Raw genomic sequence first — 17553 nt, 5'->3', positions numbered from 1 at the left:
TCTCAAAACTCATCTTCGGGTGATGTTTGAGATATTTGCTCTTTAAAAATCTGGATCAAGCTGAAAATTGAAACACTGAATAGTCGAAAGATTATTCGTGAGTCTCTCAAATTTTCGCAACACGATGATGAATCGAAAGAAACATCTTCGGGTTGTGAGGTTAAGCGACTAAGCGTACACGGTGGATGCCCTGGCAGTCAGAGGCGATGAAGGACGTGCTAATCTGCGATAAGCGTCGGTAAGGTGATATGAACCGTTATAACCGGCGATTTCCGAATGGGGAAACCCAGTGTGATTCGTCACACTATCATTAACTGAATCCATAGGTTAATGAGGCGAACCGGGGGAACTGAAACATCTAAGTACCCCGAGGAAAAGAAATCAACCGAGATTCCCCCAGTAGCGGCGAGCGAACGGGGAGCAGCCCAGAGCCTGAATCAGTGTGTGTGTTAGTGGAAGCGTCTGGAAAGGCGCGCGATACAGGGTGACAGCCCCGTACACAAAAATGCACATACTGTGAGCTCGATGAGTAGGGCGGGACACGTGGTATCCTGTCTGAATATGGGGGGACCATCCTCCAAGGCTAAATACTCCTGACTGACCGATAGTGAACCAGTACCGTGAGGGAAAGGCGAAAAGAACCCCGGCGAGGGGAGTGAAAAAGAACCTGAAACCGTGTACGTACAAGCAGTGGGAGCCTTGATTTATCAGGGTGACTGCGTACCTTTTGTATAATGGGTCAGCGACTTATATTCTGTAGCAAGGTTAACCGAATAGGGGAGCCGAAGGGAAACCGAGTCTTAACTGGGCGTTAAGTTGCAGGGTATAGACCCGAAACCCGGTGATCTAGCCATGGGCAGGTTGAAGGTTGGGTAACACTAACTGGAGGACCGAACCGACTAATGTTGAAAAATTAGCGGATGACTTGTGGCTGGGGGTGAAAGGCCAATCAAACCGGGAGATAGCTGGTTCTCCCCGAAAGCTATTTAGGTAGCGCCTCGTGAATTCATCTCCGGGGGTAGAGCACTGTTTCGGCAAGGGGGTCATCCCGACTTACCAACCCGATGCAAACTGCGAATACCGGAGAATGTTATCACGGGAGACACACGGCGGGTGCTAACGTCCGTCGTGAAGAGGGAAACAACCCAGACCGCCAGCTAAGGTCCCAAAGTCATGGTTAAGTGGGAAACGATGTGGGAAGGCCCAGACAGCCAGGATGTTGGCTTAGAAGCAGCCATCATTTAAAGAAAGCGTAATAGCTCACTGGTCGAGTCGGCCTGCGCGGAAGATGTAACGGGGCTAAACCATGCACCGAAGCTGCGGCAGCGACACTATGTGTTGTTGGGTAGGGGAGCGTTCTGTAAGCCTGCGAAGGTGGCCTGTGAGGGTTGCTGGAGGTATCAGAAGTGCGAATGCTGACATAAGTAACGATAAAGCGGGTGAAAAGCCCGCTCGCCGGAAGACCAAGGGTTCCTGTCCAACGTTAATCGGGGCAGGGTGAGTCGACCCCTAAGGCGAGGCCGAAAGGCGTAGTCGATGGGAAACAGGTTAATATTCCTGTACTTGGTGTTACTGCGAAGGGGGGACGGAGAAGGCTATGTTGGCCGGGCGACGGTTGTCCCGGTTTAAGCGTGTAGGCTGGTTTTCCAGGCAAATCCGGAAAATCAAGGCTGAGGCGTGATGACGAGGCACTACGGTGCTGAAGCAACAAATGCCCTGCTTCCAGGAAAAGCCTCTAAGCATCAGGTAACATCAAATCGTACCCCAAACCGACACAGGTGGTCAGGTAGAGAATACCAAGGCGCTTGAGAGAACTCGGGTGAAGGAACTAGGCAAAATGGTGCCGTAACTTCGGGAGAAGGCACGCTGATATGTAGGTGAAGCGACTTGCTCGTGGAGCTGAAATCAGTCGAAGATACCAGCTGGCTGCAACTGTTTATTAAAAACACAGCACTGTGCAAACACGAAAGTGGACGTATACGGTGTGACGCCTGCCCGGTGCCGGAAGGTTAATTGATGGGGTCAGCCGCAAGGCGAAGCTCTTGATCGAAGCCCCGGTAAACGGCGGCCGTAACTATAACGGTCCTAAGGTAGCGAAATTCCTTGTCGGGTAAGTTCCGACCTGCACGAATGGCGTAATGATGGCCAGGCTGTCTCCACCCGAGACTCAGTGAAATTGAACTCGCTGTGAAGATGCAGTGTACCCGCGGCAAGACGGAAAGACCCCGTGAACCTTTACTATAGCTTGACACTGAACATTGAGCCTTGATGTGTAGGATAGGTGGGAGGCTTTGAAGCGTGGACGCCAGTCTGCGTGGAGCCGACCTTGAAATACCACCCTTTAATGTTTGATGTTCTAACGTAGACCCGTTATCCGGGTTGCGGACAGTGTCTGGTGGGTAGTTTGACTGGGGCGGTCTCCTCCTAAAGAGTAACGGAGGAGCACGAAGGTTGGCTAATCCTGGTCGGACATCAGGAGGTTAGTGCAATGGCATAAGCCAGCTTGACTGCGAGCGTGACGGCGCGAGCAGGTGCGAAAGCAGGTCATAGTGATCCGGTGGTTCTGAATGGAAGGGCCATCGCTCAACGGATAAAAGGTACTCCGGGGATAACAGGCTGATACCGCCCAAGAGTTCATATCGACGGCGGTGTTTGGCACCTCGATGTCGGCTCATCACATCCTGGGGCTGAAGTAGGTCCCAAGGGTATGGCTGTTCGCCATTTAAAGTGGTACGCGAGCTGGGTTTAGAACGTCGTGAGACAGTTCGGTCCCTATCTGCCGTGGGCGCTGGAGAACTGAGGGGGGCTGCTCCTAGTACGAGAGGACCGGAGTGGACGCATCACTGGTGTTCGGGTTGTCATGCCAATGGCACTGCCCGGTAGCTAAATGCGGAAGAGATAAGTGCTGAAAGCATCTAAGCACGAAACTTGCCCCGAGATGAGTTCTCCCTGACTCCTTGAGAGTCCTGAAGGAACGTTGAAGACGACGACGTTGATAGGCCGGGTGTGTAAGCGCAGCGATGCGTTGAGCTAACCGGTACTAATGAACCGTGAGGCTTAACCTTACAACGCCGAAGCTGTTTTGGCGGATTGAGAGAAAGATTTTCAGCCTGATACAGATTAAATCGACATGTCGGAACAGGACGTGTTGATAAACAGAATTTGCCTGGCGGCCGTAGCGCGGTGGTCCCACCTGACCCCATGCCGAACTCAGAAGTGAAACGCCGTAGCGCCGATGGTAGTGTGGGGTCTCCCCATGCGAGAGTAGGGAACTGCCAGGCATCAAATAAAACAAAAGGCTCAGTCGGAAGACTGGGCCTTTTGTTTTATCTGTTGTTTGTCGGTGAACGCTCTCCTGAGCAGGACAAATCCGCCGGGAGCGGATTTGAACGTTGCGAAGCAACGGCCCGGAGGGTGGCGGGCAGGACGCCCGCCATAAACTGCCAGGCATCAGATAAAGCGAAAGGCCATCCGTAAGGATGGCCTTTTTGCGCTGGTGCAGAAAAATGCCGGATGCGACGCTGGTGCGTCTGATCCGTCCTACTCAGGGTTACGGTAGGGGGCAACAGTGCATTATTCCTCCACATACGCCAGATTCAGCAACGGATACGGTTTCCCCAGATCGTCGACTTCCGAACGTCCTGTAACCTTAAACCCCATCTTCTTATAGAACCCAACCGCCTGCGTATTTTGCTCATTAACGTTGGTTGTCAGTTCTGGTGCCCTTGAGAGCGCATGTTTCACCAGCATTCGACCCACGCCAGCGCCACGCACATCAGGATCGATAAACAGCGCATCCATATGCTGTCCGCTTAGCAACATAAACCCAACCGGCCGATCCCGCTCATTAACCGCGACCCACAATGGCGCTTCCGGCAGAAACGAACGTACCAGTTCTTCCAGTTCAGCCCGATACTCTGCTGATAAAAAATCATGGGTGGCATCGACAGAACGACACCAAATTGCAACCAGCTCTTCCCCTTCCTCATGCCGTGAGCGGCGAATACTAATAACCATTTTCTCTCCTTTTATTGGTGCTTATATCCTAACGCAATCTTTTCCTTGAAACTTTCTCACCTTCGACATGCAGGCTCGACATTGACAAATTTTCTGGTTATCTTCAGCTATCTGGATGTCTAAACGTATAAGTGTATGTAAAGAGGTAATCAGGTTATGCCGATTCGTGTGCCGGACGAGCTGCCCGCCGTCAATTTCTTGCGTGAAGAAAATGTCTTTGTGATGACAACTTCTCGCGCGTCTGGTCAGGAAATTCGTCCGCTAAAGGTGCTTATCCTTAACCTGATGCCGAAGAAGATCGAAACTGAAAATCAGTTTTTACGCCTGCTTTCAAACTCACCTTTGCAGGTCGATATTCAGCTGTTGCGCATCGATTCCCGTGAATCGCGCAACACGCCCGCAGAGCATCTGAATAATTTTTACTGCAACTTTGAAGATATTCAGGAACAGAACTTTGATGGTCTGATTGTAACTGGCGCGCCACTGGGTCTGGTGGAGTTTTATGACGTCGCTTACTGGCCGCAGATCAAACAGGTGCTGGAGTGGTCGAAAGATCACGTCACCTCAACGCTGTTTGTCTGTTGGGCGGTACAGGCCGCGCTCAATATCCTCTACGGCATTCCTAAGCAAACCCGCACCGACAAACTCTCTGGCGTTTACGAGCATCATATTCTCCATCCCCATGCGCTTCTGACGCGTGGCTTTGATGATTCATTTCTGGCGCCACATTCGCGTTATGCAGACTTTCCGGCAGCGTTGATTCGTGATTACACCGATCTGGAAATTCTGGCGGAGACAGAAGAAGGGGACGCATATCTGTTTGCCAGCAAAGATAAGCGCATTGCCTTTGTAACGGGGCATCCGGAATACGATGCGCAAACGCTGGCACAGGAATATTTCCGCGATGTGGAAGCCGGGCTAAATCCGGATGTTCCGTATAACTATTTCCCGCACAACGACCCGCAAAACAAACCGCGAGCGAGCTGGCGTAGCCACGGCAATTTGCTGTTTACCAACTGGCTCAACTATTACGTTTACCAGATCACGCCATACGATCTACGCCATATGAATCCTACGCTGGATTAATCTTCTGCTGAGCTCGATCGTTAAGCGATTCAGCACCTTACCTCAGGCACCTTCGGGTGCCTTTTTTATTTCCGAAACACACCGCAACAGGTGAATAAATTTTATTCTTATTGTTATCAGTAAGTTAAATGCAATTTAAATTAAAAATGGAAATTGTTTTTGATTTTGCATTTTAAATGAGTAGTCTTAGTTGTGCTGAACGAAAAGCGCACAACGATCCTTCGTTCACAGTGGGGAAGTTTTCGGATCCATGACGAGGAGCTGCACGATGACTGAACAGGCAACAACAACCGATGAACTGGCTTTCACAAGGCCGTATGGCGAGCAGGAGAAGCAAATCCTTACTGCCGAAGCGGTAGAATTTCTGACTGAGCTGGTGACGCATTTTACGCCACAACGCAATAAACTTCTGGCAGCGCGCATTCAGCAGCAGCAGGAAATTGATAACGGAACGTTGCCTGATTTTATTTCGGAAACAGCTTCCATTCGTGATGGCGGTTGGAAAATTCGCGGGATTCCTGCGGACTTAGAAGATCGCCGCGTAGAGATTACCGGACCCGTTGAGCGCAAGATGGTGATCAACGCGCTGAACGCCAATGTGAAAGTCTTTATGGCCGATTTCGAGGATTCACTGGCTCCGGACTGGAACAAAGTGATCGACGGGCAAATTAACCTGCGTGATGCGGTTAACGGCACCATCAGTTACACCAACGAATCCGGCAAAATTTATCAACTCAAACCCAATCCGGCTGTTTTGATTTGTCGGGTACGCGGTCTGCACTTGCCGGAAAAACATGTCACCTGGCGCGGCGAAGCGATCCCAGGCAGCCTGTTTGATTTTGCCCTCTATTTCTTCCACAACTACCAGGCGCTATTAGCAAAAGGCAGCGGTCCCTATTTCTATCTGCCGAAAACCCAGTCCTGGCAGGAAGCGGCCTGGTGGAGCGAAGTCTTTAGCTATGCCGAAGATCGCTTTAATCTGCCGCGCGGCACTATCAAGGCGACGTTGCTGATCGAAACGCTGCCTGCCGTGTTCCAGATGGACGAAATTCTCTATGCGTTGCGCGACCATATTGTGGGTCTGAATTGCGGTCGCTGGGATTACATCTTCAGCTATATCAAAACGTTGAAAAACTATTCCGATCGTGTCCTGCCAGACAGACAGGCTGTGACGATGGATAAACCGTTCCTTAATGCCTACTCACGCCTGTTAATCAAAACCTGCCATAAACGCGGCGCATTTGCGATGGGCGGCATGGCGGCGTTTATTCCGAGCAAAGATGAAGAGCGCAATAACCAGGTGCTCAACAAAGTGAAAGCGGATAAATCGCTGGAAGCGAATAACGGTCACGATGGCACATGGATCGCCCATCCAGGCCTTGCTGATACCGCAATGGCGGTTTTCAACGACATCCTCGGCTCCCGCAAAAATCAGCTTGAGGTGATGCGCGAAAAAGACGCGCCGATTACTGCCGATCAACTGCTGGCACCTTGTGACGGTGAACGCACCGAAGAAGGTATGCGCGCCAATATTCGCGTAGCTGTCCAGTACATTGAGGCATGGATCTCCGGCAACGGTTGTGTGCCGATTTATGGCCTGATGGAAGATGCGGCGACGGCTGAAATCTCCCGTACTTCCATCTGGCAGTGGATCCATCATCAAAAAACCTTGAGTAATGGCAAACCGGTGACCAAAGCCCTGTTCCGCCAGATGCTGGGGGAAGAGATGAAGGTCATTGCCAGCGAACTGGGCGAAGAGCGTTTCTCCCAGGGGCGTTTTGACGACGCCGCACGCCTGATGGAACAGATCACCACTTCTGATGAGTTAATTGATTTCCTGACCCTGCCAGGCTACCGCCTGTTAGCGTAAACCACCACATAACTATGGAGCATCTGCACATGAAAACCCGTACACAACAAATTGAAGAATTACAGAAAGAGTGGACTCAACCGCGTTGGGAAGGCATTACCCGTCCGTACAGCGCGGAAGATGTGGTGAAATTACGCGGTTCGGTCAATCCGGAATGTACGCTGGCGCAACTGGGTGCGGCGAAAATGTGGCGTCTGCTGCACGGCGAGTCGAAAAAAGGCTACATCAACAGCCTCGGTGCACTGACTGGCGGTCAGGCGCTGCAACAGGCGAAAGCGGGTATCGAAGCGGTTTACCTGTCTGGCTGGCAGGTAGCGGCGGACGCTAACCTGGCGGCCAGCATGTATCCGGACCAGTCGCTCTACCCGGCAAACTCGGTGCCTGCAGTGGTGGAGCGGATCAACAACACCTTCCGTCGTGCGGATCAGATCCAGTGGTCTGCTGGCATTGAGCCGGGCGATCCGCGCTATGTCGATTACTTCCTGCCGATCGTTGCCGATGCGGAAGCCGGTTTTGGCGGTGTACTTAATGCCTTTGAACTGATGAAAGCGATGATTGAAGCCGGTGCAGCGGCAGTTCACTTCGAAGATCAGCTGGCATCAGTGAAGAAATGCGGTCACATGGGCGGCAAAGTTTTGGTGCCAACTCAGGAAGCTATTCAGAAACTGGTCGCGGCGCGTCTGGCTGCTGACGTGACGGGCGTTCCAACCCTACTGGTTGCTCGTACCGATGCCGATGCGGCGGATCTGATTACCTCCGATTGCGACCCGTATGACAGCGAATTTATTACCGGCGAGCGTACCAGTGAAGGCTTCTTCCGTACTCATGCGGGCATTGAGCAAGCGATCAGCCGTGGCCTGGCGTATGCGCCATATGCTGACCTGGTATGGTGTGAAACCTCCACGCCAGACCTGGAATTGGCGCGTCGCTTTGCGGAAGCTATCCACGCGAAATATCCGGGCAAACTGCTGGCTTATAACTGCTCGCCGTCGTTCAACTGGCAGAAAAACCTCGACGACAAAACTATCGCCAGCTTCCAGCAGCAGCTGTCGGATATGGGCTACAAGTTCCAGTTCATCACCCTGGCGGGGATCCACAGCATGTGGTTTAACATGTTCGACCTGGCAAACGCCTATGCACAGGGCGAGGGTATGAAGCATTATGTTGAGAAAGTGCAACAGCCAGAATTTGCTGCTGCAAAAGATGGCTATACCTTCGTTTCTCACCAGCAAGAAGTGGGCACAGGCTACTTCGATAAAGTGACGACCATTATTCAGGGCGGCACGTCGTCAGTTACCGCGCTGACCGGCTCCACCGAAGAATCGCAGTTCTAATAACCAACGCCCCTTTCCGTAAGGCGAGGGGCGAATTAAGGAGAGGCGATGCCGCGTGGCCTGGAATTACTGATTGCACAAACCATTTTGCAAGGTTTCGACGCCCAGTATGGTCGATTCCTCGAAGTGACTTCCGGGGCGCAGCAGCGTTTCGAACAAGCCGACTGGCACGCTGTCCAGCAGGCGATGAAAAACCGTATCCATCTTTATGATCATCACGTTGGTCTGGTGGTGGAGCAATTGCGCTGTATCACCAACGGGCAAAGCACGGACGCGGCATTTTTACTACACGTCAAAGAGCATTACACCCGGCTGTTGCCGGATTACCCGCGCTTCGAGATTGCGGAGAGCTTTTTTAACTCCGTGTACTGTCGGTTATTTGACCACCGCTCGCTTACTCCCGAGCGGCTTTTTATCTTTAGCTCCCAGCCAGAGCGCCGCTTTCGTACCATTCCACGCCCACTGGCGAAAGATTTCTACCCCGATCACGGCTGGGAATCTTTGCTGATGCGCGTTATCAGCGACCTGCCGTTGCGTCTGCGCTGGCAAAATAAAAGCCGTGACATTCATTACATCATTCGCCATCTGACGGAAACGCTGGGGACAGACAACCTCGCCGAAAGCCATCTACAGGTGGCGAACGAACTGTTTTATCGCAATAAAGCCGCCTGGCTGGTGGGCAAACTGATCACGCCTTCCGGCACGTTGCCATTTTTGCTGCCGATCCACCAGACGGACGACGGCGAGTTGTTTATTGATACCTGCCTGACGACGACCGCCGAAGCGAGCATCGTCTTTGGCTTCGCGCGATCCTATTTTATGGTTTACGCGCCGCTGCCTGCTGCGCTGGTCGAATGGTTACGGGAAATTCTGCCGGGAAAAACCACCGCAGAACTGTATATGGCTATCGGCTGCCAGAAACACGCCAAAACCGAAAGTTACCGCGAATATCTCGTTTATCTACAGGGCTGTAATGAACAGTTTATTGAAGCGCCGGGCATTCGTGGAATGGTGATGCTGGTGTTCACGCTACCGGGTTTTGATCGGGTATTCAAAGTGATCAAAGATAAATTCGCGCCGCAGAAAGAGATGTCTGCTGCTCATGTCCGCGCCTGCTATCAACTGGTTAAGGAACACGATCGTGTTGGCCGAATGGCGGATACCCAGGAATTTGAAAACTTTGTACTAGAGAAGCGGCATATTTCCCCGGCATTAATGGAATTACTGCTCCAGGAAGCGCCGGAAAAAATCACCGATCTTGGAGAACAAATTGTGATTCGCCATCTCTATATCGAACGGCGGATGGTGCCGCTCAATATCTGGCTTGAGCAAGTTGAAGGGCAGCAACTGCGCGACGCTATTGAAGAGTATGGCAACGCCATTCGCCAGCTTGCCGCCGCCAATATCTTCCCAGGCGACATGCTATTTAAAAACTTTGGCGTCACTCGTCACGGTCGCGTGGTGTTTTATGATTACGACGAAATTTGCTACATGACGGAAGTTAATTTCCGTGACATCCCGCCGCCGCGCTACCCGGAAGACGAACTCGCCAGCGAACCGTGGTACAGCGTCTCGCCAGGCGATGTTTTCCCGGAAGAGTTCCGTCACTGGTTATGTGCCGATCCGCGCATTGGCTCGCTGTTTGAAGATATGCACGCTGACTTGTTCCGCGCCGATTATTGGCGCGCCTTACAAAAACGTATCCGTGAGGGGCATGTAGAAGATGTCTATGCTTATCGGCGCAGGCAGCGGTTTAGCGTGCGGTTTGTATAAATCGGAGGCGAAAAGTTACCGCATTCCACCATATGCCAGTGTCACTTCCTTCGCCGCTTTAATCACCATCGCGCCGAACTCGGTTACGCGGTCATCGGTAATACGTGAAATCGGCCCGGAAATCGAAATTGCGGCAAACGGTTCGCGGTGCTCATCGAAAATACACGCCGCGAGACAACGCAGTCCCAGCGCATGTTCCTCATCATCAAACGAATAACCTCGTTTGCGCGTTTGCGCGAGATCTTCTTTTAAATGCACAGGAGAAACCAGCGTTGCGTGGGTATAGGCATGTAAACCTTTGCGATGCAGCAGCTTCGTCACCTGGTCTTCGCTCAGTTGGGCTAAAAAGGCTTTACCGGCACCGGAAGCGTGCATCGGTAATTTACCGCCGATAGGGGCGGACATACGCATCAGATGCGTACACTGTACCTGGTCGATAATAATCGCTTCGTGATCGCTTTGATCGAGCACCGCCATATTGACCGTTTCGCCAGACTCTTCCATCAGATTACGCAGAATAGGATGGACAATGGCTAACAAATTACGGCTCTGGAGAAAGCTGCTGCCGACCATAAAAGCATGTGCGCCTATCGCCCAGTGACCCAGTTCGCCAACCTGACGGACAAAGCCTTGTTGCTGCATGGTTGTGAGCAATCGATGGGTAGTAGAGTTGGGTAATCCGGCTTGTTGCGCCAGTTCGGTTAACGCCACGCTGCCATTGGATTCGGCAATCCACTCCAGTAATTTCAGCCCACGCGTTAAAGACTGAACCTGTCCAGTCGCAGGTGTGGTGGCAACGGCGGGTTTTCTGCCGCGTTTTGCGGGAATGGGTGCGACCATGACAGCCTCCTTTTTCTGTATCGTGGAAATCATTTTCATTTTTATTGTTGGCTAATGCAATAGTTACTGAACTGATCCGATGAGTTAATGTTGAACAAATCTCATGTTGTGTGGTGGTCGCTTTTACCGCAGATGCGTTTATGCCAGTATGGTTTGTTGAATTTTTATTAAATCTGGGTTGAGCGTGTCGGGAGCAAGTGTGAGCAGCAAAGTGGAACAACTGCGTGCGCAGTTAAATGAACGTATTCTGGTGCTGGACGGCGGTATGGGCACCATGATCCAGAGCTATCGATTGAACGAAGCCGATTTTCGTGGTGAACGCTTTGCCGACTGGCCATGCGATCTCAAAGGCAACAACGACCTGCTGGTGCTCAGTAAACCGGACGTGATCGCCGCTATCCACAACGCTTACTTTGAAGCAGGCGCGGATATCATCGAAACCAACACCTTCAACTCCACGACCATTGCGATGGCGGATTACCAGATGGAATCCCTGTCGGCAGAGATCAACTTTGCAGCGGCGAAACTGGCGCGTGCCTGTGCCGACGAGTGGAGCGCCCGCACGCCGGATAAACCGCGCTATGTTGCCGGCGTTCTCGGCCCAACCAACCGCACAGCATCTATTTCTCCGGACGTAAACGATCCGGCATTCCGTAACATCTCTTTTGATCAGCTGGTGGCAGCCTATCGCGAATCCACCAAAGCACTGGTGGAAGGCGGTGTAGACCTGATTCTGATTGAAACCGTCTTCGACACCCTCAACGCCAAAGCGGCGGTATTTGCGGTGAAAACGGAGTTTGAAGCCCTGGGCGTTGAACTGCCGATTATGATCTCCGGCACCATTACCGACGCCTCCGGGCGCACGCTCTCCGGGCAAACCACTGAAGCGTTTTACAACTCTCTGCGCCATGCCGAAGCCCTGACTTTCGGCCTCAACTGTGCACTGGGGCCAGACGAACTGCGCCAGTACGTTCAGGAGCTGTCGCGTATAGCAGAATGTTACGTCACTGCGCACCCGAACGCCGGGCTGCCTAACGCCTTTGGTGAATACGATCTCGACGCTGACACGATGGCAAAGCAGATTCGCGAATGGGCGGAAGCGGGCTTCCTGAATATCGTCGGCGGTTGCTGCGGCACTACTCCTCAACATATTGCGGCGATGAGCCGTGCAGTAGAAGGATTAGCGCCGCGCAAATTGCCGGAGATCCCCGTAGCCTGCCGTTTATCAGGCCTGGAGCCGCTGAACATTGGCGACGATAGCCTGTTTGTGAACGTGGGTGAACGCACCAACGTCACCGGTTCCGCTAAGTTCAAACGCCTGATCAAAGAAGAGAAATACAGCGAGGCGCTGGACGTGGCGCGTCAGCAGGTGGAAAACGGTGCGCAGATTATCGATATCAATATGGATGAAGGGATGCTCGACGCCGAAGCGGCGATGGTGCGTTTTCTCAATCTGATTGCCGGTGAACCGGATATCGCTCGCGTGCCGATTATGATCGACTCCTCAAAATGGGAGGTCATTGAAAAAGGTCTGAAGTGTATTCAGGGCAAAGGCATTGTTAACTCAATCTCAATGAAAGAGGGCGTTGACGCCTTTATCCATCACGCGAAACTGTTGCGTCGTTACGGTGCCGCAGTGGTGGTGATGGCCTTTGACGAACAGGGACAGGCCGATACCCGCGCGCGGAAAATAGAGATTTGCCGTCGGGCGTACAAAATCCTCACCGAAGAGGTTGGCTTTCCGCCGGAAGATATCATCTTTGACCCGAACATCTTCGCGGTCGCAACTGGCATTGAAGAGCATAACAACTACGCGCAGGATTTTATCGGCGCGTGTGAAGACATCAAACGCGAACTGCCGCACGCGCTGATTTCCGGCGGCGTTTCCAACGTTTCCTTCTCGTTCCGTGGTAACGATCCGGTACGCGAAGCTATTCACGCAGTGTTTCTCTACTACGCCATCCGTAACGGTATGGATATGGGGATCGTCAACGCTGGGCAACTGGCAATTTACGACGATCTACCCGCCGAGCTGCGCGACGCGGTGGAGGATGTGATCCTCAACCGACGCGACGATGGCACTGAGCGTTTACTGGAGCTTGCCGAGAAATATCGCGGCAGCAAAACCGACGACACCGCTAACGCCCAGCAGGCGGAGTGGCGCTCGTGGGAAGTGAATAAACGTCTGGAATACTCGCTGGTAAAAGGCATTACCGAGTTTATCGAGCAGGATACCGAAGAAGCCCGCCAGCAGGCTACGCGCCCGATTGAAGTGATTGAGGGCCCGTTGATGGACGGCATGAACGTGGTCGGCGATCTGTTCGGCGAAGGAAAAATGTTCCTGCCACAGGTGGTCAAATCGGCGCGCGTAATGAAGCAGGCGGTGGCGTATCTCGAACCGTTTATCGAAGCCAGCAAAGAGCAGGGCAAAACCAACGGCAAGATGGTGATCGCCACCGTGAAGGGCGACGTCCACGATATCGGTAAAAATATCGTTGGCGTGGTGCTGCAATGTAATAACTACGAAATTGTCGATCTCGGCGTGATGGTGCCTGCGGAAAAAATCCTCCGCACCGCCAAAGAAGTGAATGCCGATCTGATTGGTCTTTCCGGGCTTATCACGCCGTCTCTGGACGAAATGGTCAACGTGGCGAAAGAGATGGAGCGTCAGGGCTTTACTATTCCGCTATTGATTGGCGGTGCGACGACCTCAAAAGCGCACACGGCGGTGAAAATCGAGCAGAACTACAGCGGCCCGACGGTGTATGTGCAGAACGCTTCACGCACCGTTGGCGTCGTGGCGGCGCTGCTTTCCGATACTCAGCGTGATGACTTTGTCGCTCGTACCCGCAAAGAGTACGAAACCGTGCGTATTCAGCACGGGCGCAAGAAACCGCGCACGCCACCAGTCACGCTGGAAGCGGCGCGTGATAACGATTTCGCTTTTGACTGGCAGGCTTACACGCCGCCGGTGGCACACCGTCTCGGCGTGCAGGAAGTCGAAGCCAGCATCGAAACGCTGCGTAATTACATCGACTGGACGCCGTTCTTTATGACCTGGTCGCTGGCCGGGAAGTATCCGCGCATTCTGGAAGATGAAGTGGTAGGCGTTGAGGCGAAACGCCTGTTTAAAGACGCCAATGACATGCTGGATAAATTAAGCGCCGAAAAAACGCTGAATCCACGCGGCGTGGTTGGTCTGTTCCCGGCAAACCGTGTGGGCGACGACATTGAAATCTACCGCGACGAAACACGCACCCATGTGATCAACGTCAGCCACCATCTACGCCAACAGACGGAAAAAACTGGCTTCGCCAACTACTGCCTTGCGGATTTCGTGGCACCAAAGATTTCTGGTAAAGCGGATTACATTGGCGCATTTGCCGTGACTGGCGGGCTGGAAGAGGACACGTTGGCAGAAGCGTTCGAAGCGCAGCACGATGATTACAACAAAATCATGGTGAAAGCCCTTGCCGACCGTCTGGCTGAAGCCTTTGCGGAGTATCTCCATGAGCGGGTACGTAAAGTTTACTGGGGTTATGCGCCGAACGAGAGCCTCAGCAATGAAGAGCTGATCCGCGAAAACTATCAGGGAATCCGCCCGGCACCAGGCTACCCAGCCTGCCCGGAACACACGGAAAAAGCCACCATCTGGGAGCTGCTGGAAGTGGAAAAACACACCGGCATGAAACTCACGGAATCTTTCGCGATGTGGCCTGGTGCTTCGGTTTCGGGTTGGTATTTCAGCCACCCGGACAGCAAGTATTACGCCGTGGCGCAAATTCAGCGCGACCAGGTGGAAGACTATGCCCGCCGTAAAGGCATGAGCGTTGCTGATGTTGAACGCTGGCTGGCGCCGAATCTGGGGTATGACGCGGACTGATTCACAAATCTGTCACTTTTCCTTACAACAAACAGGGCGCTCAATGAGTGCCCTGTCTCTTTATTAATATGAAACACTTATACTGGTCTTATATCGAACCGGAAAAGCTCAGCTCGCCCCCTTCGGTATCTGTTTCAGGAGCATATAACGATAAGGAGAACCTGAACTCGTGTTAACACTGCTTCACCTGCTTTCTGCCGTCGCCCTGCTGGTCTGGGGGACACATATTGTTCGTACCGGCGTAATGCGCGTCTTCGGTGCGCGCCTGCGTACCGTCCTCAGCCGGAGCGTCGAAAAGAAGCCGCTCGCCTTTTGCGCGGGGATAGGCGTTACCGCACTGGTACAGAGCAGTAATGCCACCACCATGCTGGTGACGTCGTTTGTCGCTCAGGATCTGGTTGCCCTTGCACCCGCGTTGGTCATTGTGCTGGGGGCAGATGTCGGGACGGCGCTAATGGCGCGTATTCTTACCTTCGATTTATCCTGGCTGTCACCGTTACTTATTTTTATCGGCGTGATTTTTTTCCTCGGACGCAAACAGTCGCGCGCCGGGCAACTGGGGCGCGTCGGTATCGGTCTTGGGCTGATTTTGCTGGCACTGGAGTTGATTGTGCAGGCAGTAACACCGATCACCCAGGCTAACGGCGTTCAGGTGATCTTTGCCTCGCTGACTGGCGATATTTTACTGGATGCGCTGATTGGCGCGATGTTCGCCATTATCAGTTACTCCAGTCTTGCCGCCGTACTGCTGACCGCCACCCTGACCGCCGCAGGCATTATCTCCTTCCCGGTGGCGCTCTGCCTGGTCATCGGCGCTAACCTCGGCTCCGGCCTGCTGGCGATGCTCAACAACAGTGCCGCCAATGCCGCTGCACGTCGCGTGGCGCTGGGTAGCCTGCTGTTTAAGCTGGTGGGAAGCCTGATTATCCTGCCGTTTGTCCATGTTCTGGCTGAATCCATGGATAAACTGCCTTTGCCAAAAGCGGAACTGGTTATCTATTTCCACGTCTTCTACAACCTTGTGCGCTGTCTGGTAATGCTGCCATTTGTTGACCCGATGGCGCGGTTTTGCAAAACGATTATTCGCGATGAACCCGAACTGGACGCCCATCTGAAACCGAAACATCTGGACGTTAGCGCGCTGGATACGCCAACGCTCGCCCTGGCCAATGCGGCGCGCGAAACATTGCGCATCGGTGACGCAATGGAACAGATGATGGAAGGGCTGAATAAAGTGATGCACGGCGCGCCTCGTGAAGAGAAAGAGCTGCGTAAGTTGGCGGATGATATCAACGTGTTGTATACCGCGATTAAACTTTACCTGGCGCGGATGCCAAAAGAGGAACTGGCGGAGGAAGAGTCTCGTCGCTGGGCGGAAATCATTGAAATGGCGCTCAATCTGGAACAGGCTTCCGATATTGTCGAGCGTATGGGCAGCGAAATTGCTGACAAATCGCTGGCAGCGCGGCGGGCATTTTCGATTGATGGGTTGAAGGAACTGGATGCGCTCTATGAGCAATTGCTCAGCAATTTAAAGCTGGCTATGTCGGTTTTCTTCTCTGGCGATGTCACCAGCGCCCGTCGTTTACGCCGCAGTAAGCATCGTTTTCGCATTCTTAATCGCCGTTATTCCCACGCTCACGTCGATCGCTTGCATCAGCAAAACGTGCAGAGTATTGAAACCAGTTCGTTACATTTAGGCTTGCTGGGAGATATGCAGCGTCTGAACTCGCTGTTTTGTTCGGTGGCTTACAGCGTGCTGGAACAGCCAGATGAAGATGAGGGGCGGGACGAGTATTAATACAGGAACCCTGTAGGCCTGATAAGACGCGTCAAGCGTCGCATCAGGCATTGTGTACAAGATGCCGGATAATGCATCCGGCAATTTACTTAAAAACGGTGCCCGGCTTCCAGCGGTACTGCTTCCTCACCCGCTTTAAACACATAGGTGGTATTCGGGCCGCCCAGCGTAGCGTGACCTTTACTCACCGTGATCCAGTTACCTTCCGGCAGACCAATAATCGTCAACTCTGGCGCAACCACCAGCAGTTCGCGAATACGCTGCTCGCGTGTTTCACCTTTGTGGCCTTCCGGCAGCGCGTTGGTGAAGTGCGGGTTGATTTGCAGCGGGAACAGATTTAGCGCATCGAAACCTTGCGGATCGACAATCGGCATATCGTTGGTGGTGCGGATAGTTGGGCAAGCGAGGTTAGCGCCTGCGCTCCAGCCAATATATAGCGCGCCGCGTTTCACCACGTCAACAATTGGTGCCAGCAGACCGCGCACACGACATTCCTTCAGTAACTGGAAAGTGTTGCCACCGCCGACAATCACGATTTCCGCATTTTCAATCGCGGCAACAGGATCGGCAACACTATGAATACCGGTGACAGAAACACCCAGCGGAGCGAGAACCGCAGCCGTTTTGGTGGTGTAATCATCCCAGGTTTGCGTTACGCCAGCGAAAGGAATAAACACCGCTGAACGGCGACCCTGCAACTGTTCAGCAATCAGCGGCAGCGCATGTTCCAGCCAGGCTTTTCCCGACAGCGTCGAGTTACTCAATAAAAGCAGTTCCATTACTTCTCCGGTTAGTAAGAAATCACGGGAGCCATGCTACCACCGCGAATTTCACCACTTACTGACATGGCTCACGATGTCGTGTATTGCTTCTGGAAAGCGCCTCGCAAGTTTGAATGATCAGGCGTGACAGGTATTCGCGACAGAGGTATTTTTCGACAAATTTCTAA

Annotated in this window: 9 protein-coding genes and 2 rRNA genes; 8 read left to right on the top strand and 3 right to left on the bottom strand. The window is 52.9% G+C overall.

Annotated elements, in window-relative coordinates; genetic code table 11:
- The first annotated feature begins 158 nt into the window (after positions 1-158).
- Both RGV86_RS11395 and rrf read left to right on the top strand, forming a co-directional pair.
- Positions 159-3065, top strand: a 23S ribosomal RNA gene (locus tag RGV86_RS11395).
- 100 nt (positions 3066-3165) lie between these two features.
- A 5S ribosomal RNA gene (gene rrf / locus RGV86_RS11390) occupies positions 3166-3281 on the top strand.
- 292 nt (positions 3282-3573) lie between these two features.
- Here rrf and RGV86_RS11385 read toward each other — a convergent pair.
- Positions 3574-4017, bottom strand: a complete 444-nt coding sequence (locus RGV86_RS11385) for an acetyltransferase (RefSeq protein WP_085461295.1) — start codon at positions 4015-4017, stop codon at positions 3574-3576.
- A 156-nt stretch (positions 4018-4173) separates the two neighbouring features.
- On the opposite strand from RGV86_RS11385, the gene metA reads away from it, so the two are divergent.
- The 4 genes from metA to aceK all read left to right on the top strand — a co-directional run bounded on the left by metA (position 4174) and on the right by aceK (position 10080).
- Positions 4174-5103, top strand: coding sequence for a homoserine O-acetyltransferase MetA (gene metA / locus RGV86_RS11380; protein WP_021551596.1), 930 nt, complete (start codon positions 4174-4176; stop codon positions 5101-5103).
- 268 nt (positions 5104-5371) lie between these two features.
- Positions 5372-6973, top strand: coding sequence for a malate synthase A (gene aceB / locus RGV86_RS11375; protein ID WP_085461294.1), 1602 nt, complete (start codon positions 5372-5374; stop codon positions 6971-6973).
- Positions 6974-7002: 29 nt separating this feature from the next.
- On the top strand, positions 7003-8307 hold the full coding sequence (gene aceA / locus RGV86_RS11370) for an isocitrate lyase (protein WP_000857853.1): 1305 nt from the start codon (positions 7003-7005) through the stop codon (positions 8305-8307).
- A gap of 48 nt (positions 8308-8355) precedes the next feature.
- Positions 8356-10080 (top strand): bifunctional isocitrate dehydrogenase kinase/phosphatase, encoded by a 1725-nt coding sequence (gene aceK, locus RGV86_RS11365; protein ID WP_001137207.1) that lies wholly within the window; start codon positions 8356-8358, stop codon positions 10078-10080.
- 15 nt (positions 10081-10095) lie between these two features.
- Here aceK and iclR read toward each other — a convergent pair whose 3' ends face one another.
- Complete coding sequence (gene iclR / locus RGV86_RS11360) at positions 10096-10920, bottom strand: glyoxylate bypass operon transcriptional repressor IclR (RefSeq protein WP_000226416.1); 825 nt, start codon at positions 10918-10920, stop codon at positions 10096-10098.
- Positions 10921-11119: 199 nt separating this feature from the next.
- Between iclR and metH the strand changes: the two genes are divergently transcribed.
- Together metH and RGV86_RS11350 are read left to right on the top strand one after the other, a co-directional pair.
- Positions 11120-14803, top strand: coding sequence for a methionine synthase (gene metH, locus RGV86_RS11355; protein WP_085461293.1), 3684 nt, complete (start codon positions 11120-11122; stop codon positions 14801-14803).
- Between the two features lie 169 nt (positions 14804-14972).
- The gene (locus RGV86_RS11350; RefSeq protein WP_000956836.1) at positions 14973-16604 is read left to right on the top strand and encodes a Na/Pi cotransporter family protein; all 1632 of its coding nucleotides are present in this window, start codon (positions 14973-14975) and stop codon (positions 16602-16604) included.
- 89 nt (positions 16605-16693) lie between these two features.
- Here the strand turns inward: RGV86_RS11350 and pepE are convergent, their stop codons facing one another.
- Positions 16694-17383 (bottom strand): dipeptidase PepE, encoded by a 690-nt coding sequence (gene pepE, locus RGV86_RS11345; RefSeq protein ID WP_085461292.1) that lies wholly within the window; start codon positions 17381-17383, stop codon positions 16694-16696.
- Positions 17384-17553 lie beyond the last annotated feature (170 nt).

The organism is Escherichia ruysiae (assembly GCF_031323975.1).
Classification (GTDB): domain Bacteria; phylum Pseudomonadota; class Gammaproteobacteria; order Enterobacterales; family Enterobacteriaceae; genus Escherichia; species Escherichia ruysiae.
The sequence above is the reverse complement of the archived record's forward strand: the minus strand, read 5'-3'. Positions and strand labels throughout refer to the sequence as shown.